This window comes from Kitasatospora sp. NPDC004745 (assembly GCF_042873275.1).
Classification (GTDB): domain Bacteria; phylum Actinomycetota; class Actinomycetes; order Streptomycetales; family Streptomycetaceae; genus Kitasatospora.
Genome location: NZ_JBIALK010000001.1, coordinates 235,088 through 257,125, shown reverse-complemented (window position 1 = coordinate 257,125; position 22,038 = coordinate 235,088). Strand labels below are relative to the sequence as shown.

The 22,038-nt window shown below is 76.8% G+C and carries 13 protein-coding genes; 5 read left to right on the top strand and 8 right to left on the bottom strand.

Features of this window, described 5'->3' with window-relative positions:
- Positions 1-57: 57 nt before the first annotated feature.
- Positions 58-1,131, bottom strand: coding sequence for a GAF domain-containing protein (locus ACFYUY_RS00915; protein ID WP_387896843.1), 1,074 nt, complete (start codon positions 1,129-1,131; stop codon positions 58-60).
- Between the two features lie 424 nt (positions 1,132-1,555).
- On the opposite strand from ACFYUY_RS00915, the gene ACFYUY_RS00910 reads away from it, so the two are divergent.
- The 5 genes from ACFYUY_RS00910 to ACFYUY_RS00890 all read left to right on the top strand — a co-directional run bounded on the left by ACFYUY_RS00910 (position 1,556) and on the right by ACFYUY_RS00890 (position 7,005).
- Positions 1,556-2,824, top strand: coding sequence for an acyl-CoA dehydrogenase family protein (locus ACFYUY_RS00910; RefSeq protein WP_360205457.1), 1,269 nt, complete (start codon positions 1,556-1,558; stop codon positions 2,822-2,824).
- 451 nt (positions 2,825-3,275) lie between these two features.
- Positions 3,276-5,525, top strand: coding sequence for a sensor histidine kinase (locus ACFYUY_RS00905; protein ID WP_387896841.1), 2,250 nt, complete (start codon positions 3,276-3,278; stop codon positions 5,523-5,525).
- Positions 5,525-5,956 (top strand): roadblock/LC7 domain-containing protein, encoded by a 432-nt coding sequence (locus tag ACFYUY_RS00900; protein WP_360205186.1) that lies wholly within the window; start codon positions 5,525-5,527, stop codon positions 5,954-5,956. Before ACFYUY_RS00905 ends, ACFYUY_RS00900 begins: the two co-directional genes overlap by 1 nt.
- On the top strand, positions 5,953-6,333 hold the full coding sequence (locus ACFYUY_RS00895) for a DUF742 domain-containing protein (protein WP_360205183.1): 381 nt from the start codon (positions 5,953-5,955) through the stop codon (positions 6,331-6,333). The genes ACFYUY_RS00900 and ACFYUY_RS00895 overlap by 4 nt, the downstream gene beginning before the upstream one ends.
- Before the next feature lie 96 nt (positions 6,334-6,429).
- Positions 6,430-7,005 (top strand): ATP/GTP-binding protein, encoded by a 576-nt coding sequence (locus ACFYUY_RS00890; RefSeq protein WP_387896839.1) that lies wholly within the window; start codon positions 6,430-6,432, stop codon positions 7,003-7,005.
- Between the two features lie 91 nt (positions 7,006-7,096).
- On the opposite strand, the gene ACFYUY_RS00885 is transcribed toward ACFYUY_RS00890, so the two are convergent.
- The 7 genes from ACFYUY_RS00885 to ACFYUY_RS00855 all read right to left on the bottom strand — a co-directional run bounded on the left by ACFYUY_RS00885 (position 7,097) and on the right by ACFYUY_RS00855 (position 22,034).
- Positions 7,097-7,585 carry a MarR family transcriptional regulator gene (locus ACFYUY_RS00885; RefSeq protein WP_360205177.1) on the bottom strand — a complete coding sequence of 163 codons (489 nt, stop codon included), beginning with the start codon at positions 7,583-7,585 and terminating at the stop codon, positions 7,097-7,099.
- A gap of 98 nt (positions 7,586-7,683) precedes the next feature.
- Entirely contained in the window at positions 7,684-9,762 is a 2,079-nt protein-coding gene (locus ACFYUY_RS00880) for a hypothetical protein (RefSeq protein WP_387896837.1), read from the bottom strand.
- On the bottom strand, positions 9,759-13,568 hold the full coding sequence (locus ACFYUY_RS00875; RefSeq protein WP_387896835.1) for a DUF5682 family protein: 3,810 nt from the start codon (positions 13,566-13,568) through the stop codon (positions 9,759-9,761). Before ACFYUY_RS00875 ends, ACFYUY_RS00880 begins: the two co-directional genes overlap by 4 nt.
- A 4-nt stretch (positions 13,569-13,572) precedes the next feature.
- Positions 13,573-14,742 (bottom strand): AAA family ATPase, encoded by a 1,170-nt coding sequence (locus ACFYUY_RS00870; RefSeq protein WP_387896833.1) that lies wholly within the window; start codon positions 14,740-14,742, stop codon positions 13,573-13,575.
- Positions 14,739-19,811, bottom strand: a complete 5,073-nt coding sequence (locus ACFYUY_RS00865; RefSeq protein WP_387896831.1) for a hypothetical protein — start codon at positions 19,809-19,811, stop codon at positions 14,739-14,741. Before ACFYUY_RS00865 ends, ACFYUY_RS00870 begins: the two co-directional genes overlap by 4 nt.
- A complete protein-coding gene (locus tag ACFYUY_RS00860) occupies positions 19,808-20,665 on the bottom strand; it encodes a DUF4132 domain-containing protein (protein ID WP_387896829.1) in 858 nt (285 codons plus the stop codon). The genes ACFYUY_RS00865 and ACFYUY_RS00860 overlap by 4 nt, the downstream gene beginning before the upstream one ends.
- A 274-nt stretch (positions 20,666-20,939) precedes the next feature.
- Positions 20,940-22,034 (bottom strand): PQQ-dependent sugar dehydrogenase, encoded by a 1,095-nt coding sequence (locus ACFYUY_RS00855; RefSeq protein ID WP_387896827.1) that lies wholly within the window; start codon positions 22,032-22,034, stop codon positions 20,940-20,942.
- Positions 22,035-22,038: the final 4 nt, after the last annotated feature.

Sequence of the window (22,038 nt, the reverse complement as noted above, 5' to 3'; positions counted from 1 at the left end):
CGGATGCGGGCGGCTGCGTCGCCGCCGGATTCCGGGTCGACGGGTCGGATCGGCGGCTCAGCCCGGCAGGACGAGGCCGGACTCCCCGGCGATGCCCGGGCGGCCGGCGGGGGTGGCGCCGTTCTGCTGGAGCCGGTCGACGAGCAGGGCGGCCAGCGTGCCGAGCTCCTCCTCGGTGCGGGACTGCGCGGTGACGTCCATGCCGACGGTGAGGACGCCGTTGACCTGGCCGGTGCGCGCGACCCGCAGCGGGGTGCAGGTGAAGCTGAAGATCTGCTGGCCGCGCTGGGCGTCGGGCCGGCTCGACTGGATCCGGACGTCGTTGAGGACGGTGCTGCGCCCGGTGTGGTAGGCCTCGGCGACGGCCTGCTGGAGACCGGCCGCGCCGAGCTGCGGGTAGGCGACGCCGATCGCGCCGTAGGCCACCGGCGCGCCGAAGGTCTCGGCGTGCTGGGCGTTGGCGTAGCGGATCTCCTGGCCGGGGCCGTCGGTGAGCATGATGGGGAACGGGGAGCCGTCGAAGGCGGCGAACATCTCCTGCTGCTGGGCGAGCAGGTTGTCGCGCAGCCGGATCTCGGAGAGCAGGGCCTCGGCGAGGTGCTGGATGTCGCGCAGCCGTTCGCGTCCCCACTGCCGGGGTTCCCGGTCGAGGACGCAGACGGTGCCGATGACGGTGTTGGTGTCGTCGACGAGCGGTGCGCCGAGGTAGGCGCGCACGCCCAGTTCGTCGACGACCGGGTTTCCGGAGAACCGGGGGTAGGCGAGGATGTCGTCGAGCGCGAGGGGGGAGCGCTGGGCGACGACGTGCGGGCAGAAGCCGTGACTCAGCGGCATCTGACGGGTGGGAAGGTCGAAGGCGATGCCCCGATCGGCCCACGAGGCGCCTTCTTCGACGGCGGCGTCGTTGGAGTTTGGCGGAATGTAGAGCCCCCGGAACATCTGGCGCTCGTCGTTGATGAAGTTGACCATCGCGATGGGAGCGCGGGTGATGCTGGCGGCCAGGTGGGCGAAGCGGTCGAAGGCCTCGTCCGCGGACGGTTCGTTGAGACCGAGGCTGCGCAGCCTGCGGGTCCGCTCGGACTCCCCGGGGGCACCCGGGAACTGGCCTTGAGTGCTCATCACATCAGTCATGGCGCACATGTAATCAGACATCCGGGCGCTGCGGTGCTCCCGGTCCGGTTCGCCACCCCTGCTGATGAACAGTCAAAGCCGCACGTGAACGGACGCTCAGTAGGCGGCGGCAGTGGGGGAAGATCACTTCCCACTTGGCGTCACGACAAAACACCCCAGAGTAAGGATGAACCGAATCCCGCCAATCCAAGATCGACTCTGGGTCGGCACAGGAGGCCCATATGACAATGAGCCCTGCCGAAGACACGGACGGTATTCCCAACCCTGGGAAGGCCGCCCCGAGTTCCGCACGCACCGATGGCAAGGGGCAGTCGGCCGCCACCACCTCCACACACCCCACCTGTTCCCGGGGGCGGCCGGAGCGGCTTCGACGGCACGGACGGAGGCACGACACACCCGCTGAACGAGAGGACCCAGCATGGCGATGGACTACTTCACCGACGAGCGACACGAGAGTCTCCGGGTCGAGGTCCGGGAGTTCGCGGAGAAGGAGATACGCCCGCACGTGGCCAGAATGGAGGCCGATCGAACGGTCGAGTTCGAGCTCGCACGGGAGATCGCCCGCCGGGGCTGGATCGGTGTGACGATTCCGCGCGAGTACGGCGGACTCGGGCTCGGGCACCTCGCCAAGACCGTGATCGTGGAGGAGCTGGCCCGGGTCAGCGGCGCCATGGGCGCGATGGCCCAGGCCTCCCAGCTCGGCGTCGCCAAGGTCATCCACTTCGGCTCGCCCGCCCAGCGGCGCGCCTGGCTGCCGCGGTTCGCCTCCGGCCGGTCCCTGCCGACCATCGCCGTCACCGAACCGGAGTCCGGCGGCCACGTGCTGGGCATGGCCGGCACCGCCCGCCGCGAGGGCGACGAGTACGTGCTCAACGGCCGCAAGTGGTTCGTCGGCAACTCCCACATCGGCGACGTGCACGGCGTGGTCCTGCGCACCGACGAGGGCAGCCGGGGCCTGTCCGCGTTCCTGGTGGAGAGCGACCGCCCCGGCTTCCGCACCGGGGAACTCGGCTCGCAGAGCGGCCTGCACGGCTTCAGCTTCGGCGAGATCGTCTTCGAGGACTGCCGCATCCCGGTCGGCAACCGGCTGGGCCGCGAGGGGCAGGGCCTGGACGTCGCCTACTCCTCCTCGACCCTGTACGGACGGCTCAACCTCGCCGCCGTCGCCCTCGGCATCCACGTCGCGATCGTCGAGGACACCGCGCGCTTCGCCGAGGAGCGGGTGCTGTACGGCAAGCCGCTCAACCAGCTGCCCAACATCGCGCTCAAGCTCGGCGAGATGCAGTCCCGGCTGATGACCGCCAAGTTGGCCGCGTACCACGCCTCGCACCTGCTCGACCACGGCAAGGCCTGCGACGCCGAGCTGATGAACGCCAAGCTCATCAACACCGAGTACGCGCTGGACTCCGCGCGCAACGCCATGGAGATCCACGCGGCCCGGGGCCTGCAGACGGAGTTCGGCATCGAGCGCTACCTGCGCGACGCCACCCACGTCTACCCGCCGGCCGGCACCTCGGACGTCCAGCGGCTGCGGCTCGGCCAGGTCGCCTGCGGCACCTACGGCAAGCAGTGGTCGGCGGAGCTGTCCGGCCTGGCGAGCTGGGCGTGGACCGAACTGTCCCAGCACGAGGCCGCGGTGGAGGAGCAGGCCTTCCGCGGCGCGCAGATCGTGCCGATACCGCTGGCGGGCTGACCGGCGGCCGCCGTCCGGCCGGGCCGCGGTGCGCCCGCGTGCGGCGTCGGGTGTTCGTGTGCGGCGGCAGCGGAGGACCGCGAACGTTCAGCATAGCGACGGATTGACCTGTTCCTGACGGCTCTCCGGGAGGCTCCCCTGGCCCCCCGGAGAGCCGTACTCGTTCCCCCGGAACCGAGTTGAGCTGCGATGATGCGTCGGCGAACGCTTCGACCGGAATTGTGCGGCGACGCCAGAAGCCGTTCACATATCGTCAGTTGATGTTGCGATGAGGGCACCTGGGGCTGGTAGCGTTCCTGCCGTCGGCGGCCGTGCTGCACCCCGTCCGGACGATGACACCGCGTCAACCCGTCCGGCCACCCCGGCCGTGGCGCCCTGAAGCCCCGGCCGAACCGCGCACGGGCCGACCCGCCGTTCGGCCCAGCGACCCGGCCCTGCAACAAGGAATCAGATGCCAGGCATATCGGCCCCCCGCACGGGCCACCGCGCCGGCCGGTCCGGCTCGCTCCGCAGCTCCCTCCTCGCCCTCGTGCTGGTCCCCAGCCTGGGCCTCGCCGCCGCCTGGGGCTACGCCGCCTACCTGCTGCGCGACGCCGAGCACCGCACCGCGCTGGTCGTCGGCAGCGCCGTCGTCGCGGTGGTCCTGCTGGTCAGCCTGGTCCGCGGCGTCCGGGCCGCCCGGGCGCTGTCCGCCCGCCTGTCCGGACTGCGCTCCGACACCCTCGCGCTCGCCCAGCAGGAGATCCCCGAGGTCGTCGACCGGCTGCGCGCCGGCGAGCCGGTGCCCACCCCGCCCGCCTGGTCGCCCTCCCGCCGCGCCGGCGACGAGGTCCAGCAGACCACCGACGGCCTCGCCGCCGTGCGCCAGGCCGCCGTCGCCGCCATCGTGCACCAGGCCCAGGGCCGCGAGGGCACCAAGAAGGTCTTCCTCAACATCGCCCGGCGCACCCAGATCCTGATCCACCGCCAGATCAGCATGCTCGACGCCCTGGAGCGCGAGCACGAGGAACCCGAGCTGCTGCGCGAACTGTTCGCCGTCGACCACCTCGCCACCCGGATGCGGCGCAACGCCGAGAACCTCGTCATCCTCGGCGGCGCCCTGCCCGCCCGGCGCTGGCGCAACGCCGTGCCGATGGTCAACGTGCTGCGCAGCGCCGTCTCCGAGACCGAGAACTACGCCCGCGTCGTCGTCCAGGGCGTGCCGCGCGCCTCGCTCAGCGGGCAGGCCGTCGCCGACGTCATCCACCTCATCGCCGAGCTGATCGAGAACGGCACCACCTTCTCCCCGCCGTACACCCAGGTGCAGGTCTCCGCGCAGGAGGTCACCAAGGGCCTCGCCGTCGAGGTCGAGGACCGCGGCCTCGGCATGGGCGAGGAGGAGTACGAGCGGCTCAACGACTACCTGGCCAACCCGCCCGAGCTGGACGTCTCCGCCCTCGGCGACGACCTGCGCCTGGGCCTGTTCGTCGTCGCGCGGCTCGCCGCCCGGCACGACATCCAGGTGACCCTGCGGCCCTCGCCGTACGGCGGCACCCGGGCCGTGGTGCTGGTGCCGTCGGTGCTGCTGGAGCAGGCCGAGCAGCCGGCCTCGGTGCCCGGGCTGCCCTCCGGCGCCCGGGTCACCCGGACCCCGGTGCCCGAGGCGCCGGCGACGGCGCCGGCGACGGCGGACGACGCCGCGGCCGCGGAGCTGTCGGGCGCGCTGGCCGGGGTGCTCGGCGGGCTGCTGGGCGGGGAGCCCGGCGCGGCTCCCGGGGGCACGGGCGCGCCGGGCCTGGACGGCGGGTCCGACTCTGCCGGTCCGGCTGGGTCGGCCGGTGCGCCCGGGCTCCCTGGGGGTCCCGACGCCGCGGTGGTCACCGGAGCGCCGGATGCGCCGGGGGTTCCCCGTGTGCCGGGTCTGCCGGGTCTGCCGGGTCTGCCGGGTGCGCCGGGCGGTCCCGACGGGCCGGGTGTGCCGGGTCTGCCCGGCCTGCCCGGCCTGCCGGGCGGCCCCGGGATCCTCGGCGAGGGCAACAGCGGTGTGATCATCGGTGAATTGCTCGCCCAGTACCCCGTGGACCCCGGGCCCGAGGACGGCACCGCCCAGGCCCCGGCCAACGGCGGGCTGCCGGTCGGCGCCGAGATCCCCGGCCTGCCCGGTGCGGTGGTCGTCCCCCGGCCCGCCATGCCGAGGCCGTACGACCTCCCGGGCGGCGAGTCGGCCACCGGACCGGACACCGCGGTCGAACCCGCCGGGCCGCCCTTCGACGGCGTCGGCGCCGACCGTGGCACGCCCACCCACGAGCGAGCCGAGGAGGCCCCCCTGGAGCACGGGCCCGACGGCGAGCTGCGCACCCCGCGGATCCTGCCGCAGCGGGTCCGCAACGCCAGCCTCGCCGAGCAGCTCCGCGAGGCCAACGCGCCCGGCGCCATGATGCCCCCGGCGGCCGGTCTCCCGGCTCAGGCGGGCCCGGCGAACGCCCCGCGGACCGGCCCCCGGCACCTCGGCGCCGAGATCGACGACCCGTCACCGCAGCGCTCGCGCGCCACCATGGCCGCCATCCAGCGCGGCACCCGGACCGCCCGCGCGGCCGACCACGAACCGGACGGGCCCGCCACGCCCGCCGCCCCCCAGGCACCGGCCGCGCCGCACGCCCCGGCCGCACCCGCCGCCGCCCAGGAAGCCTCCGCCGTTCAGGAAGCCAAGGATCAGCAGTGATGACGCAGCACACCGACACCCAGCGCGACCTCAACTGGCTGCTGGACCAGCTGGTGGCGCGGGTCCCCGAGACCCGCCACGCCATCGTCCTCTCCGAGGACGGCCTGCTGGTCGGCATGTCGCAGGGCCTCGACCGGGCCGACGCCGAGCACCTGTCGGCCGTCGCCTCCGGCCTGCAGAGCCTCGCCCGCGGCGCCGGGCACCGGTTCAACGGGGGCCGGGTCCGGCAGACCGTGGTCGAGATGGACCAGCTGTTCCTCTTCGTCACCACCGCCGGCCAGGGCGCCCGGCTCGCCGTCCTCACCAGCGAGCAGGTGGACGCCGGGCTGATGGCCTACGAGATCAACATGCTGGTCAAGCAGGTCGGCCAGTACCTCACCGCGGCGCCGCGCAGCGACGCCGGCCAGGCCGGCGCGGGTGGCGGTGCGTGACCGCCGACGCCGACGAGGCCTGGTTCTACGACAAGGACGCAGGCCATCTGGTCCGCCCCTACGCCATCACCAACGGGCGTACCGGTCCGGTCCGTGACGGCTTCGCGCTGATCACCCTGGTGGTCACCGCGGACCCGCGCACCGACACCAGCCGGCTCACCCCCGAGCCGGCCGCGATCATCGACCTGTGCCGCGAACGCCCGCTGGCCGTGGCCGAGATCGCGGCCACGCTCGACCTGCCGGTGAGCGTGGTCAAGGTGCTGCTGGACGACCTGGCCGAGGCCCGGCTGATCCTCACCCGTGCCCCGGTGGCGCTCGCCGAGGCACCGGACATCGCGCTGATCCAGGCCGTGATCGAAGGCGTCCGCCGGCTCTGACCGGGCGGCTGCCGACCGTTCCCCGCAGCTCTCCCCAGCTCCGCCCAGTCCTCCCCAGCTCTCCGCACACTCCAGCAGCACTCCAGGAGACCCGAATTGACGACCCAGAGCCTGGTGCCGGGCGCGGTCAAGATCCTCGTCGCCGGTGGCTTCGGCGTCGGCAAGACCACCATGGTCGGATCGGTCAGCGAGATCGAACCGCTCCAGACCGAGGAGCGGATGACCCGCGCCAGCATCGGGATCGACAACCTCGACGGTGTCCAGGGAAAGTCCACCACCACCGTGGCGATGGACTTCGGGCGGATCACCGTCCGCGAGGACCTGGTGCTCTACCTGTTCGGCACCCCCGGCCAGTTCCGGTTCTGGTTCATGTGGGATGACCTCGCCCTCGGCGCGCTCGGGGCGATCATCCTCGCCGACACCCGGCGGCTCGAGTCCAGCTTCGCCGCCGTGGACTTCTTCGAGCAGCGCGGCATCCCGTTCGCGATCGGCGTCAACTGCTTCCACGGCCGGCGCGACGCCAGCCCCGAGGACGTCCGCCGCGCCCTCGACCTCGGCCCCGAAGTCCCGATCGTGCTCTGCGACGTCCGGGAGCGCTCGTCCAGCAAGGAACTGCTGCTCGCCCTGCTCGACCGGGTCCGCCAGGACGCCCTGGCCGACGGTCGACGCTGAGCACCCGCCGACCGTCGGGGCCACCGGGGCCACCGCGACCGGCAGACCCGGCAGACCCTCGCGGCCCGGCCGCGGTCGGCCCGGGCGGCGGTCAGGCCCGGGCGGCGGCCAGCCCGGGGCCGGCCTCCGCGGTGGCCTCGTCGTCGAGCTCGGCCAGGCCGCGCACCAGCGGGGCCAGTTCGGGGAGTTCGGCGGCCTGCGCCAGGGTCGCCTCCAGGGCCGCGTCGTGCACCGGACGGGCGGCCTCCAGCAGGGTGCGGCCCTCGGGAGTCAGCTCGGTGTAGATGCCGCGCCGGTCGTCGGCGCAGAGGTAGCGGGCGAGCAGCCCGCGGTCCTCGAGCCGGGTGACCAGCCGGGTGGTCGCGCTGCTGCTCAGCGCCGCGGCGCGGGCCAGCTGCTGCATCCGCATGTGCCACCCGTCCTGGCGCGAGAGCGCGTCCAGCACGGTGTACTCGACCACCGAGAGCCGGTGCTCCGACTGGAGCGCCTTCTCCAGGGCGGTCTCGATCAGGCCGTGCAGCGCGGCGAGCGTCCGCCAGCCACGGGCCCGGACCTCGGCCGCGTCGTCACGGATACCCATCGCCCGCCGTCCCTTCCGTCCTCCGGTGCCGCCGTGCTTCCCACAACGCTCCGGCTGCGACCAGTATGCCAGCCGACGCCGATTACCTGTCCGTGCAATTAGCTCCCCGCGGGCATCTCCTCCGGCCTCCCCTCCGGTCTCCCCTCCGCGGCCGGAACCCGGTCCGCCTCCCCCGACCAGCCGGCGGCGCAGAGCGCGGTGGCCACCGCCTCGGTGTAGCAGGCCGCCGCCAACCATGCTCCGGCGAAGGCCTCGTGGTCGTCCGCGACCACCCGGCCGAACACGTCGCGCCGCTGGTCGGCCGCCGCCGACCGCAGGACGTCGAGCAGCTCGGCGGCCGTGCCGAGCCCGGCGGCGCGCAGCAGCTCGCGGTCGGCCGCCGCCGTGGCCGCACTCGGGGCCGTCGCGTGCCGCCCGGTGGTGACCGTCTGGTCGACCCGGCGGCCCAGCACGTGCACCGGCGGGCCGTAGGGCGCCGCGGCGGGGAGGTCACGAGGAGCGGCGCCGGTGGGGGCGGGGCCGGTGGGGGCGGCAGCCGTCCGGTCCGCGCCGGCCAGGTCGGCGGTCTGGAGGCGTTCGAGGCCGAGGTTGACCCGGTCGGCCCGGTCCACGGGGAGGGCGAGGGCCGGGGCACCCTGCGGGTCGTGGTCGCCGGGGGCCCGGGGCGGCGCCGGGGGCGTGCCGATCGCCAGCAGGCGCAACGCCGGGCGCTCCGCGCGCTCCAGGCGCCCGATCACGCGCAGCCGCAGGCCGGGCGCGGTGGCCAGCAGGGCGAGGTTCGCCCGGAAGGCCAGCCCCGGGTGCTCGTGCCCCGGCCGCAGCGCGAGCAGCAGGCCCGGCCCGTCCGCGCCGGGACCGGCGTCCGCACCGTGCCCATCCTCCGCGCCGTCCGTGCAACGGGCCAGCAGCTGCGGTGCGCCGCCCGGGCCGTCCGGCACGGCGCCCAGCAGCGTCACGTCCAGGAACAGCAGGTCGCTCCCGGCCCGCCGGGTGTCGTGCGGTTCCTCCTCCGCCTCCAGCGCCCGTGCCACCTGGACGGCGGCCGGCTCGGCCCAGAGCGCCGCCACCGGCTCCGCCGTCCACGCCGCGCCCGACGCCCGCACGGCCCGGACGGCGGCACCCGCGCCCAGGCGCCCGGCGGCGGACCTGGTCGCGCCCTGGACGAGCAGCCCCGCCCGGCTGAACTCCCGGTGGCTGAGCTGTGCCTCGCCCAGCCGGACCGCCCGGTTGCCCGCCCCGACCGCCTGCGCGGCGGCCGCCGCCGCGTCCCCGTGCGGCACCACCTCGGCGATCGTGCTCAGCCGGCCCGCGGCGTCCACCGCCCAGCTCAGCGCGCCCGCGTGGGTGGCCGTCAGCACCGGCTCGGCGAACAGCCCGTGCAGCCGCAGCCCGCCCTCCTCCTCGTACACCTGACGGGCGGTGCCGCGCAGCCCGGCCACCGGGCCGACGCCGCAGGTCAGCGCCGTGGTGAGGGCGAGCAGCTCGCGCAGACCGGCCACCAGGTCCGCCAGGCGGTACTCCGGTGCCCCGGACCGGGCCGCGCGGACCCTGGTCACCACGGTGACCGCGGCCGCGGCCGGGCGGTGCAGACCGGCCAGCCGGGCTCGGTGGGCCGCCCGCAACAGCTCGGCCTGGGCGACGGCGCCCGCGCCGCTCACCCCCGCCGCCAGGATCGCGCACCCGGCGCGGTGGAGGTGGCGGGCGGCGGCCGACTCGGTGCCGGTCAGGGCGGTGCCGGCCGGTTCGGTGCCGGTCGGTTCGGGGTCGGCCGACTCGGTGCCGGTCGGTTCCGGGTCGACGGGCTCGGCTCCGGCCCGTTCGGGGCCGGCCGGGGCCGGTGCGGCGGACTCCCCGGCGGGCTCCTCGACGGGTTCCTCGGCCAGCGGGCAGAGCATGACGGCCGCCGCCCGGTGCACGCAGGAGGGCGCGAGCAGACAACCGCAGCGGACGTCGGCCTGGTCGGCCACCACCGCACCCGCGGCGTGCAGGACCAGCGCCGCCTCCTCGTCCACCTCCACCCGCCACTCGTCGCCGGTGCGCAGCACCGGGCGCTCCGCCAGCTTCGCCGCCGCGGCGTCCAGCCGCTTCTGCAGCCGGGCGCTCAACCCGGCCACCACCTCGGCGACCACCTCCGGCCGGACCGCCGGCCAGCCGACCGCCTGTTCGGACACGCTCATCGCACCTTCTCCCCCACCCAACGGGCCAGTTCCAGCGGACTCAGCGCCGCCACGGGCATGCCGGCCGCGACCAGCCGGCCCGCGACCGCCTTCGAGTAGCGGGCCGTGCCGGAGTCGTCCAGCGCGGCGCAGCCCAGCAGCTGCACGCCCGAGTCCACCAGCGCCCGGGTCTCGGCCAGCAGCGCGCCCAGCGGGCCGCCCTCCTCGAAGTCGCTGACCACCACGACCAGTGTCCGGGAGGGCACCGACACCAGCTTCCGCGCGTAGCGCAGGCCGGTAGCGATGCTGGTGCCGCCTCCGATCCGCACCTCCAGCAGCAGGCTCAGCGGATCCTCCACCCGCTCGGTCAGGTCGACGACCTCGGTGGAGAAGGCCACGAAGTGGGTGCTCAGTGCCGGTACCCCGGCCAGGATCGAGGCCGTCAGCGCGGCCCAGACCGTGGACGCCTCCATCGACCCGGAGACGTCCACCACCAGGACCAGCCGCCAGTCGGCCGCCTGCCGGGCCCTGGTCCGGAACACCGGGCGCTCGGGCACGATCAGGGTGCCGCCGCCGTCCGACGGGCGGGCGGTGGCGAGATTGGCCCGGATGGTCCGGTCCAGGTCCAGCCGACCGCCCGGGCGGCGGGTCGGACGCGGCACGCTGATGCCGGTCAGGGCCGGGCGCAGCCTGGTCGCCAACGCGCGGGTCAGTTCGTCCACCAGGCGGCGCACGAGCGGGCGCAGCCGGGCGATCCGCGCCTCCGGCAGCCCGCCCGCGTGCTCCAGCACCGTGCGCAGCAGGTCGACCGAGGGGCGGACGGCACCCGGCTCGATCGCCTCCAGGGCGTCGGTGCGCCCCTGGGCGACCGCAGCCGCCAGCACCTCCTCCCGGATGCCCGGCCCGAACAGCGCCGAGAGCTCCTCGGCCCACTCCCGCACCCCCGGGTAGGGCGCCTCGCGGCCGCCCCGGCCGGCGCGACTGTCCAGACCCGGGCCGGACCCCTCGCCGTGGCCGGTGCCGTACAGCTCGTCGAGGGCGGTGGCGAGTCGGGATCCCCGACCGCTCAGGCCTCCGCGGCCCGGGCGGCCGAGCAGCAGCCGCCAGCGCTCGGCGGGGGCGAGGGTGTGGGCCGGGCCGGGTGCCGGGGCCGGAGATGGTGCCGGGGCCGGTGATGGCGCCGGGGCCGGGCCGGGCGTCGGGGCCGGTGATGGTGCGGGGGCCGGGGTCTCAGCGGGCGGCGTCGGCAGCAGGCCGCGGCGGGCCAGGGCCGCGCGGGCGGCGAGGTCCGCGCGGACCCAGCCGGCGACCACGGCGGGGTCGACGTCCTCGGGCAGGCCCGTCAGCCGGGTGCCCAGGCGCTCCTCCACCAGCGTCAGCAGGCGCTCCCGGGCGGCCGGGCTGAGGGTGTCGAAGCCGCCGCGCAGGGCCGGCAGCCGGTCCAGGAAAGCTGCGTCCGGCAGCGCGGTGACCCGCTCCAACAGCGGTTCGAGGGCCTCGGGTGCGGAGTCGAACAGACCCTCGGCCGCCGTCAGCAGGCCGGTCAGTCCGCGCCCGAGCGCGTGGCGGGCCTGCGGACCGGTCGCGCCGTCCACCCAGGAGGCCGCCCGGCCGCCCAGGGCCGCCGCGGGCTCCTGGCCCAGCAGCACCCGGACCGCGCCGGCCGCACCGCGCACCAGCGGGCTGCCGTGGTCGGCGAGGTCGGCCAGCACCTTCCCCAGCCGCAGGCCGCCGTCGCGGTCCGCCCGCCGCGCCAGCTCCACCAGCGCGCGGGCGTCCGCCGGATCGTCGGACCCGCCGAGGCCCTCCAACTGCCGCACGGCCGCGACCGTCAGCAGCTCGCGCACCGCGCCGAGCCGTGCGGCCGTGCCCGCACCGGGCGGGGCGGGGGCGCCGCCCCCGGCGTCGTCCGCAGCCTCGACACCGTCCGCGCCGACCGGGGCGCCCGCCGGCGGTGGGCCGGGCACGGGGTAGCCGGCGACGTGGCCGGCCAGCAGGCGGTCGAGGAGCGGGAGGGCGTCGAGGAGGTCGGGGAGGGTGCCGGAGGCGGGCAGGACGGCGGCGAGTTGGCCGAGGCGGGTGTCGGCGAGCACCGGCAGACCGCAGGCGGCCGCGTCCGCGAGGCCCTGGACGACCTCACGGGCGGTCGGCTCCTCGCGCAGGCGTTCGCGCAGGGCGCCCTCGGCGGCCTGCGCCGGGGTGACGCCACGGGTGCCGGCGACGGTGAGCACGGCGGCGGTGGCCGGGGTCCAGTGGAGGCGCCAGCGGGTGCCGATGGCCTCCGTGCCGCCCGCGCCGGCGGTCGGGACCGGGTCGGCGTAGCTGACGCCGCAGGCGGCGAGGCGCCGGAGCAGGATCTCGCGGCGGCGGTCCAGCGGGGTGCGCAGCGGGTCGAGGCGTACCTCCCGGGGGCCCGGGTCGGCGGGGCCGGGCAGGCCGAGGTCGTCGAGGAGGCGCTCGACGGCGGGGGCGAGGCCGCTGCGCGGGGCCGCCGGGGTGGCGCGGCCGGTGCGGGTGCCGACCAGGACGCGTTCCAGCGCCCGGGCGACGGCACGGCCGCGGCCGAGCGGCTCGCCCTGGGCCAGGACCGTCTGGACGGCTTCGACGAGTTCGCCGCGGCCGGGGGCGGCGTGGCCGCGCAGGCGGGCGAGGTCCCCGGCGAGGCGGACGATCTCGCGGGCGTCGGCCGGCCCGGAGGGGTGGTCCTGGTCGCGCAGGGCGGCGCAGATCCGGACCGCGGTGGTGGTGAGGGCCCGGGCGAGGCGCTCCGGGTCTCCCGCGGCGTCCAGCACGGTGTGCTGCCACTCCGGGTCACGGATGCCGGCCGGGTAGCCGGAGCGGGCGTCCAGCAGCGGGTAGGTGTAGGGGATCAGCGAGAGGACGTGGCCCGGGCCGGACAGCTCCGCCTCGGCGGTGCGAACGGCCGGCCGGCCGGGAGCGTCGCGGAGGTCGGGAGCGCCCGGGAGCTCGGGATCGTCGAGCAGGGCCGGGGCGTGGAAGGCACCGACCACGGCGGCGACCCGGCGGCCGCCCGCCGCGGCGGCCCGGATCCGGGACCGCATCCAGGCCTCGCGCCGCAGGTCGTACCCGTCGACCCCGGGACCGGCCGCGGCGTCGCGGCGCAGCGCCCAGCCGACCAGCAGGGCGGCGCGCCGGACCGCCTCGGGGGTGGAGCCGGGGGCGGCCGTCTCGACCAGGCGGTCCCACAGGTCGTCGTCGGTGTCGCGTCCGGAGAGCCGCCGGCGCAGCGCGTCGGCGACGCCGGGCTCCCCGGGGACGGGTGCGCCGGCTCCCCGCCCTCCGGGGATGGCCGGAGCGTCGCCGCCGGCGGTGCGGCGGTGTGCCAGCGGGAGGTCGCAGGCGACCGCCTCGACGCCGTTGCGGCGCGCCCAGCGCAGGGCGGCCAGCTCCGGGGAGAAGTCCGCGAACGGGTAGAAGGCGGGGCCGTCGGCGCCCCCGGCCTCCTCGGGGCCGGAGGGCGCGGCCGCGAGGGCGACCGGTGCCTCGGTGGCCTCGTCCGCCAGCCAGCCGAGCCAGGGCTGGAACTCGGCGGGGAGTTCGACCAGCAGCACCTCCGGTCGGGCCGCGTCGAGCAGCGCGGGGACGACCGCGCTGAGCGACGGCGCGTGGTGACGCACGCCGATCAGGTAGGGCCCGGGCCGGTCGGTGCCGGAGGCGGCCAGCCGGTCGGCCTCCGCCCGGACGGCCCGGCGCGGGTCGTCCGGGCCGGCACCGCCTGCGGGCGCCGGGCCGTCCGGTCGTGCTGGGCCGTCCGGTCGTGCCGGGCCGAGGGGGACTGCCGGGGCGGGCGTCACCGCGCTGCTCATCGGATCAGGCCTCCAGTGCCGGGCGGAGGTCCCACAGGGTGCGCCAGGTGGCGGCGCCCTGTTCTGCGCGGCGGCGGACCGGGCCGTCCCAGTAGCCGAGCAGCCGGGCGGCGTCGGCCGGGTCGTCCTTGCGGACGACGCCGATGAGCTGGCCGGGGAGGCGGCCGAGCAGGTCGCCGCCGTCGGGGAGGTAGGCGGCGGTGACGCCGAGGGCGGTGGCGACGGAGACCGCCTCGGCGGTGCTCATCACGGTGGAGGGGCGTTCGACGTCCCAGCCCTCGGTGGAGCGCCCGGTGCGCAGGTCGCGGAAGGCGGTGACCAGGGCCTCCAGGACGGCGTCGTCCACCGCGTAGGGCGCTCCGGCGCGGGCGACGGCGGCGGTGGACTGCCGGCGGACGAGCTCGACCTCGGCGGCGAGGCTGCCGATCGGGCCGACCGTCTCGAAGTTGAACCGCCGCTTGAGCGCCGCGGACATCTCGCTGACGCCCTTGTCCCGCAGGTTGGCGGTGGCGATCAGGGTGAAGCCTGCGGCGGCGTGCAGCTGCCCGTCCGGGCTCCCGGCCAGCTCGGGCACGGCGATGCGCCGTTCGGAGAGCAGGGAGACCAGGGCGTCCTGCACCTCGGGCAGGCAGCGGGTCACCTCCTCGACGCGGGCGACCGCCCCGGTGGTCATCGCGGTGAGCACCGGGGAGGGGACGAGGGCCTCCCGGGTGGGCCCCTTGGCGAGCAGCAGGGCGTAGTTCCAGCCGTACTTCAGCTGGTCCTCGGTGGTGCCGGCGGTGCCCTGGACGGTGAGCGCGCTGGTGCCGCAGACGGCGGCGGCGAGCAGTTCGGAGAGCATGGACTTGGCGGTGCCCGGCTCGCCGACGAGCAGCAGGCCGCGCTCCCCGGCGAGGGTGACGACGCAGCGCTCGACGAGGGCCCGCTCGCCGACGAACTTCTGCTCCACGACCAGACCGCGGCGGCCGGCCTTGAGCTTCTCGCCGTCGCTGCCCATCACGAAGGTGACGACGGCGCGCGGGGTGAGCCGCCAGCCGGGCGGGCGCGGGCCGGTGTCGTGCGCGGCCAGGAACTCCAGTTCGGCGGCGTACCGCTCCTCGGGCGGGACGGTCTGGCGGACCGCGACGGTGCCGTCGGCCCCGCCCGGGGCGGTGGTGGCGGTGGTGGTGCTCATCGGCGGGCCTTCCTGCGCTTGCTGGTCCGGAGCTCTTCGTAGCCGGGGGTGTCGCCCTCGACCGTCCGCTGCCAGGCCCGGGCGAACAGCTCCGGGACGGGCTGCAGCGGCAGCGCGGCGTCGTGGGTGGTCGGCCCGTACAGGGCGGCCTTCCAGGTCTCGACGGGCAGGGCGGGCGACCTGGCCTCCTGCCAGCCGCCGGGCAGGAAGAGCGAGCGCCCGGCCCGGGCCCGCTTGGCCTCCAGGACCAGCCCGGTGCCGGCGAGTTCGGCGCGGGCCCGCTTGAGCCGGGCGGGCTTCCAGCCCGTCCAGCGGGCGACGTTGCGGTCGGTGGGGTCGGGAAGGGCGAGCAGCTGGAGGTAGAGCGCGGCCGCGTCCTCGCCGAGGCCGTGGGTGCGGGCCGCCTCGGTGACCAGCGCGGGCACGGTGACCTGCGGGTTCTGCAGCCACGCGGGGCCCTCGGTGTCGGCCGGGGCGGGGACGGCGGCGGCACCGGATCCGGCGAGGCGCTCCGCGTCGCCGCGCAGGACGGCCGCGATGGCGACCCGCTCGGTGCCGAAGTAGTAGCCCTGGCCGAGCCCGGCGAGCAGGTCGAGCACCGGGTCGTCGGGCCCGGTGAGCCCGGCTGGGCGCAGCCAGACCCGCTCGTACTCGTTGTGGTAGGGCGTCAGGACGAGGGCCGGACCGCAGCGGACCAGCCCGTCCGGATCGGCTCCGCCCTCGGCCGGGAGGCCGAAGTGGGGGCGCAGCACGGCCGCCAGCGACCCGCCCTTGTCGGTGTGGACGAGGTGGAAGTCGAGCAGCAGCTCCGGGTCGGCGAGGCGGGTGCGCAGGGCCTCGGCAGCGGTGGGCAGCAGCGGACGCAGCGGGCTGTCGGCGGGCAGGTGGTAGGCGAGCCAGCGCAGCGCGGCGAGGGTGTGGCCGATGTCCCCGGCGTCGGGTGCGGCGCTCGGGTCCTCGGCGGCCAGGCCGGAGTCGGTGGGCCGGAAGGCGGTGGTGCGGGTGAGCCACGGGCTCCGCGCGGGGTTGAGCACCGTCTCGACGTGCTCGATCCGCGCGCCCTTGACGTTGGCCTGGTCGGCCTCGGGCAGGGTGACGAGGCGTCCGAAGTGCCGCACCCAGGCGGCGGCCCCCGCCTGGAGGTCGGGGCCCTCCGTCCAGAGGGCCTGCGGGTCGGCGGGCAGCAGGGCGCCCCACACGGCGGCGAGGCCGTCCCGGGGGTGCCCGCGCAGCCAGTTGCGGGCGGCCTTGGCCTCGGTGGCCTTGAGGCCGTACTCGGCGAGGCGCTCGGCGGGCAGGACGGAACTGTTCCAGTGGAAGAGCGCGGGCGGCGGGCTGAGCAGCAGGCCGGCGCGGGCGGCGCCCATCCCGGTGAGCTCGCCGAAGGCGGTGCCGCGGGCGGGCTGCCAGGGGACGCCCCCGTACTCGGTGACGGCCCGCCGGAAGGCGGTGGCCCAGGCGGCGTCGATCCGCTCCTCGGTGCCGCGTTCCCGGACGGTGGTGAAGTGGGCCACCGGGCCGAACTCGCCGCTCGGGTCGTGGTCGGCGGCGAGCCAGTGCGAGGTGCCGTCGTGGGTGTGCTGCCGGCCGAGGATGACGACGGTGCGTGCGCCGCGGCGCAGCACCTGGCCCTGGCGGTGGTCCCCGGCCCGGCGGGCGGTGCCGGTGTCCTCGGGTTCGGCGAGCACCGTCTCGCGCAGGGTGGCGCCGCGGTCGGCGAGCACGCCGCCGGTCAGCTCGCCGAGCAGCAGGAGCAGGCTGGAGCGGTGCTCCGGCGTGGTGAGCGGGGCGGCCGCCGCGTAGGCGAGGACGTCGAGGCGGCCGAGCAGGTGCAGCCAGGCGTGGCTGTCGTCGCCGCCCTGCAGGGTGACGGTGGCCGGGGTGCTCCAGCCGTCGCCCGCGGCGGCCGGCGGGTCGGCGAGGACGGCGGTGACGGTGCGCAGGTTGTTCACCACCCGCCAGCGCGCGGTGCCCCAGCCGCCGAAGCCGCCGACGTCGGGCAGCAGGGTGGCGACGGCGTCGCGCAGGTCGTGGTCACGCCCGTGGTCGGGCCGGAGTTCGGCCGCCTCCGCCCGGGAGGGCTTCTCCGCCTCGGGCTGCGGGACGAAGCGGGCCGTCCGGTAGAGCAGGTCGGCGGCGGCGCGGGCGAGGCCGGCGACCCCGGCGAGCAGCAGCGGGTGGCCGATGCCGGGCAGGACGTCGCCGACCGCCCGGACCGGCAGGGTGCGACGGGCGTCGCCGCGCTGGGCGACCGGCCGCCGCACGCCCTGGGTGGTGATCCAGCGCTGGTCCTCCTCGGGCACCGGCTCGGTGTCGACGGGCCAGGCGGCGTCGATCAGTCGGGCGGCCCGCTCGGCGTCGACGGTGCGCAGGACGCGCGAGCCGGCCTCGTCGCGGGGCCGCAGGGCGTGCCAGTGCTCGAGCGGCGGGACGAGTGCGGTGCCGGCGGCCGCGAGGTCACCGGCCCGGCAGGGGCGCAGGTCCGCGGTGCGGTCGGTGTCGGCGGTCAGGTCGGGCAGGGTCAGGGCGAGGGCGTCGCCGCCGTTCTCGGTGACGACCGGTCGGGCCCGGCCGGGGAGGGTGAGGCGGCCGACCGGGACGGCGCCCGGGTGGCGGCCGGTGAACGGCAGGACGATGGCCTCGCCGGCGGCGGTGCCGGTGGTGACGGCGCGCCCGGGGTCGATCCGGACCCAGCTGCCGAGCACGGTGCCGTCGGTGCCGAGCGGCGTCCCCTCCAGGCCCGGCTGGAGCGGCAGCAGCCGGGTGCGTGCCGTGTCCAGCCGGCCGGCCGCCGAGGTGGCGGCGACGATCGGCGGTTCGGCGGTGCGGCCGAGCGCACCGGTGTGCGGGTCGAGTTCGCGCAGGGCGGGTCCGCCCTGGCCGTGGCGCAGCGTCCAGTGGCCGGTGCCGTCGCCGAGGACGCGGTGTTCGGCGGGCAGCCGGGTGTCGCCGGGGTGCAGCGGGCGCTCGCCGGTGGTGCGGCCGCCGCCGGGCAGTGGCAGGGAGGGCGTCTCCGGGGTGCGGTCGCCGTAGTGGTAGCCGGCGATGTGCTCGCCGCCGAGTTCGAGCGTCTCGTCGGGCCGGCTGGACCAGTAGCCCCGCTGCTTGCCGTCCTGCTGCCAGACGACGAGGAGTTCGCCGTCGACGTGGCGCAGCCGGGGCCGGTTCCAGCTCTCCAGCTTGGGCACCCGCAGGGTGTGTTCCAGGACGACGCCCTGCGGACCGACCACGACGGCCTTGTCGTGGCGGGTGAGGATCAGCTGCGGCCAGGAGTCCTCGACGCTCAGGCCGAGGAGGCCGCCGGCGGTGTGGCCGGGGGTGTCGGTGGGCCGGGCGTCCCGGTCGGCACCGTCCACCGGGTCGGCGAGGGCGGCCAGGGCCTCTTCGAGGGCGGGCCAGCCGAGTTCGTCGAGGATGCCGGCGCCGAGGGCCGCGGCGAGCAGGCCTGCGACGTCGAGGGCGGCGATCCGTTCGGCGGCGGCCGGGGCGACGTCCCGGATCGCGGTGCGGTGCGGGGTCAGCGCGCGGACCAGATCCGTGGCGGCGGCCAGGCCGCGGACGGCGGAGAGCTCCTCGGCGCGCTGCTCGGCCCACTCGGCGAGCAGCTCGCGCAGCAGCGGCAGGGCCGGTACCCGGTGCGTGACGGCGGCGTCCCAGGCGGCCGGGGTGGCGGCGCGCAGGGCGGGCCGGAAGCGCGGGTCGGCGGCGACGGCGGCGAGGGTCGCGCCGGCGGGGCCGCACTGCTCGACCCAGCCCTTGAGCTCGAAGCGGTGCTCGGGGGCCGGGTCGGCGACCGGGACGCCGTCGGCGAGCAGCCGGTCGAGCAGGTCGAGTTGGGTGTGGCTGCGGCGGACGCCGGTGTGGAGGTCCACCGGGACGCCGTCGGCCCGCAGCCGCTCGGCCATCCGGCCGGCCAGTGCGACGGTGGCGGCGCAGCCGGGCCGGCTGCGCCAGCCGCGGCCGAGGTGGTTGGTCCAGCGCTGGAGCCAGGCCGCGGCGGGCTCGGCACCCTCCGGGCGCGGACCGGTGAGCAGCTGTTCGGCGCCCGTCCCGGCGAGGACGGCGAGCCAGCCGGCGTCCTGCGCGGCCGGGTCGTTGCCGCCCGGGTCGGGGGTGAGCTCCAGCAGGCGGGCCCGGGTGGCCCGGTCGCGGGTGCCGAGTTCGAGCAGCGCCCCGTGCCAGGACTTCCAGAACGCGGCGGGCGCCCGGTTGGCGCCGGGGGCGGCCAGCAGTTCGGCGAGCAGGGCCTGTTCGTGTTCGGTGCGGTCGAGCCCGGCGGCCCGGAGGAGGGCGCGGGCGTCCTCGGCGATCCCGGCGTAGGGCGCCATGCCGGCCGCGGAGCGCTCGGTGCAGAGCTGGCGGAAGCGCTCCCAGGCGGTGACCGGGTCGAGCCGGCCGGCGAGCTCCTTGACGTACTGGCGCAGGGACTTGACGGTGAGGGCGCCGGCGAGGGCGAACTCCAGGAAGACGGCGCGCAGCCGCTCCTCGTCGACGGCCAGGCCGTGGGTGCGCTCGGCCTCGCGGGCCTTGCCGAAGTACCCGGCGGCGTAGGTCTGGTTGCCGTGGGCGAGGAAGATCCGGCCGACCTCCTCGCAGAAGGTGGGCAGGAAGTGCGGGACGGCCCGGCCCAGCCGGGTGGCGAGCTCCTCGAAGCCGTCCTTGGCGGCGCCGGGCTTGGACCTGGCCTGGCGGCCGAGCCGCTCCATCTCCTTGACCAGGGCGAGCGCGTGGTGTCCGTTGGCCGGGTCGTGGACCAGCGCCCAGGCGGGGAAGCCGAGCGCCTCCTGGCGGACCTGGCCGACCTCGGCGGGAGCGCCGTCGGGGGCCAGCCCGAGGAAGTCGACGGCGAGGTCCTCGGCCGCTCCGAGGGCGCCGGGGACCAGCCGGACGATCCGCCGGCCGTCGAGCGCGGGGTGGGTGTAGGTGCGGGCGGTGAGGACGTCGGCGGCGCTGTCGGGGCGGCCGGCGCCGGGCACGGTGCCGGGCGGCAGCACGGCCCCGGCGTCGAGCAGGCGCTCGTGCGCGGCGGTGCCCCGGGCGGCCTGCTGGTGGGACGCGGTGGCGGTCATGCGGCTTCCTCCCCCTCGATCGTGCGGCCGGCGTGCAGCGCGGCGGCCATCCTCATGCCCTCGGACCAGGCGACCGGCCCGACCTCGGCGAGCGGCAGGGCCCGGCCGTCCGGCCCGGCCCAGCTGAGTGCGCCCGTCTCGCAGGCGTCGTACTCGTAGTAGTCGCCGACCCAGACGCGCGCCTCGACGCTGCGGCCCGCCTCCACCACGGTCTGGACGGCGTGGCCGCCGCGCACCCGGTGGCCGAGCCGGGCGCAGCGCCCGACCAGTTCGCGCAGCTCGCGGTAGCGCCCGCCGGCGTAGGTGGTGACCTCGGTGCCGGCCGGTGGCTCGGCCGGGCGGTGCCAGACCTCCCGGTAGAGCTGCTGGACCCGCTGCGAGACGCCGAGCTCGACGGCGAACTCGCGCAGCTCGTCGAGGTCCTGGAGCAGGACCGGGTGGGGTATCAGGACCTCGCCGTCGGTGAGGCGCACGGTGTCGCCGTCGAGGTCGACCAGGCCGAGGCCGCGCTCGGCGTCCGCCCCGCGCAGGAAGCCGGCGACGGCGCCGTCCGGGCCGGTGACCACGAGGTCGCGCAGGACGGCCCGCCAGGCCTCGTCCGCCCAGACTTCGGTGAGCACGGCGGCGGGCACCGGCAGGGAGCGCACCATCCACCGCTCGACGTCGTCCAGGCAGCTCCGCTCGTGCGCGGCCAGCCACTCGGCGAGCTGCTTCAGCTGGGCGACCACCGGGTCGTCACCGAGCTTCGGCGGCAGGGACTTCAGCTCGCGGCCCGCCGCGTTGCGGCAGACCACCCGCCCCTCCCCGTCGAGCGTCACGCGGTAGCCCCCCGCGCCCGTTTCCACCCATGCCACGGCCGTTCTCCTCCCACCTGCTGGTCAGCGATGCGAGGAACGTAGCGAGGCCCACTGACACACCACCGCGGAGGGGGTGCCCGTACGGCGGCCCACGACCCCCAAACCCGTCGAACGAGTGAACGGGCGGCCGGGGACCCGGGGTCACTGGCCCCGCGGGAGCGACCGGTTGCCGGCCCCGGCCGCCACGGCGGCGACGGCGGCGACGGCGGCGACGGCGACAGCGGCGACAGCGGCGGCGGCGACGCGACAGCGACAGCGGCGTCAGCACCCGCTACGGCGACGGCGACAGCCGCAGGACCCGGTCGTCGCCCGGGCGGGGCTCGCCGCGGCCGTCGGTGTTGTCGGTGGCCAGCAGGAGGCTGCCGTCCCGGTCGGCGACGACGGTGCGCAGCCGCCCGTAGTCCCCGTCGAGGAAGCCCTGCGGCGGCCCGGCGAGCCGGTCGCCGGTGATCGGGACGCGCCACAGCCGGGTGCCGCGCAGGGCGGCCACCCACAGCGCGCCGTCGGCGTAGGCGAGGCCGCTCGGGGAGGCGTCGGCCGGGTGCCACTCGACGACCGGGTCGAGGTAGGCGGGGTCGTGGCCGACGCCCTCGACGGCGGGCCAGCCGTAGTCACCGCCGGGGCGGATCAGGTTGAGCTCGTCCCAGGTGTCCTCGCCGAACTCGGTGGCCCAGAGCCGGCCGCCGTCGTCCCAGGCGATGCCCTCGACGTTGCGGTGGCCGTAGGAGTAGACGGGCGAGTCGGGGAACGGGTTGCCCGGGGCGGGTGCGCCGTCGGGGGTGAGCCGCAGGATCTTGCCGCCGAGCGAGCCCTTGTCCTGGGCCAGCGCGGGAGTGCCGCTGTCGCCGGTGGTGGCGTAGAGCAACCCGTCCGGGCCGAAGGCGATCCGGCCGCCGTTGTGCCGCGGGCCGCGCGGGATGCCGGCCAGCAGGACGTCGGGGGCGCCGAGCCGGGCGCCTGCGGGCTGCTCCGGGTCGTAGCGCAGCCGGACGATCCGGTTGTCGGTGGCGGTGCTGTGGTAGGCGTAGAGGAGGTGGTCGGCGGCGAAGTCGGGGGACGTCGCGATGCCGAGCAGTCCGCCCTCTCCCCCGGCGGTCACCCCGGGCACGGTGCCGGCCTCGGTCGTGGCGCCGCCGGCCGCGGCGACCAGGACGATCCGCCCGGCGTCCCGTTCGGAGACGAGCAGGTCGCCGTCGGGCAGCAGGGCCAGGCCCCAGGGCACCGGCAGGCCGTCGGCGACGGTGGCCCGCACCACCGGACCGCCCGCAGTGGGCGAGCCGGAGCCGGCGGGGGCCAGCGCGGTGGAGGAGCAGGCGGTCGGCAGCAGCAGGGCCAGCAGGACGGCGGCGAGTCGGCGGGGGTGCACGGGG

What these genes read in the sequence shown, in the direction of transcription:
- ACFYUY_RS00915 (WP_387896843.1), bottom strand. Translation starts at nt 1,131, where the DNA reads ATGACTGATGTGATGAGCACTCAAGGCCAGTTCCCGGGTGCCCCCGGG.
- ACFYUY_RS00910 (WP_360205457.1), top strand. Translation starts at nt 1,556, where the DNA reads ATGGACTACTTCACCGACGAGCGACACGAGAGTCTCCGGGTCGAGGTC.
- ACFYUY_RS00905 (WP_387896841.1), top strand. Translation starts at nt 3,276, where the DNA reads ATGCCAGGCATATCGGCCCCCCGCACGGGCCACCGCGCCGGCCGGTCC.
- ACFYUY_RS00900 (WP_360205186.1), top strand. Translation starts at nt 5,525, where the DNA reads ATGACGCAGCACACCGACACCCAGCGCGACCTCAACTGGCTGCTGGAC.
- ACFYUY_RS00885 (WP_360205177.1), bottom strand. Translation starts at nt 7,585, where the DNA reads ATGGGTATCCGTGACGACGCGGCCGAGGTCCGGGCCCGTGGCTGGCGG.
- ACFYUY_RS00880 (WP_387896837.1), bottom strand. Translation starts at nt 9,762, where the DNA reads ATGAGCGTGTCCGAACAGGCGGTCGGCTGGCCGGCGGTCCGGCCGGAG.
- ACFYUY_RS00875 (WP_387896835.1), bottom strand. Translation starts at nt 13,568, where the DNA reads ATGAGCAGCGCGGTGACGCCCGCCCCGGCAGTCCCCCTCGGCCCGGCA.
- ACFYUY_RS00870 (WP_387896833.1), bottom strand. Translation starts at nt 14,742, where the DNA reads ATGAGCACCACCACCGCCACCACCGCCCCGGGCGGGGCCGACGGCACC.
- ACFYUY_RS00865 (WP_387896831.1), bottom strand. Translation starts at nt 19,811, where the DNA reads ATGACCGCCACCGCGTCCCACCAGCAGGCCGCCCGGGGCACCGCCGCG.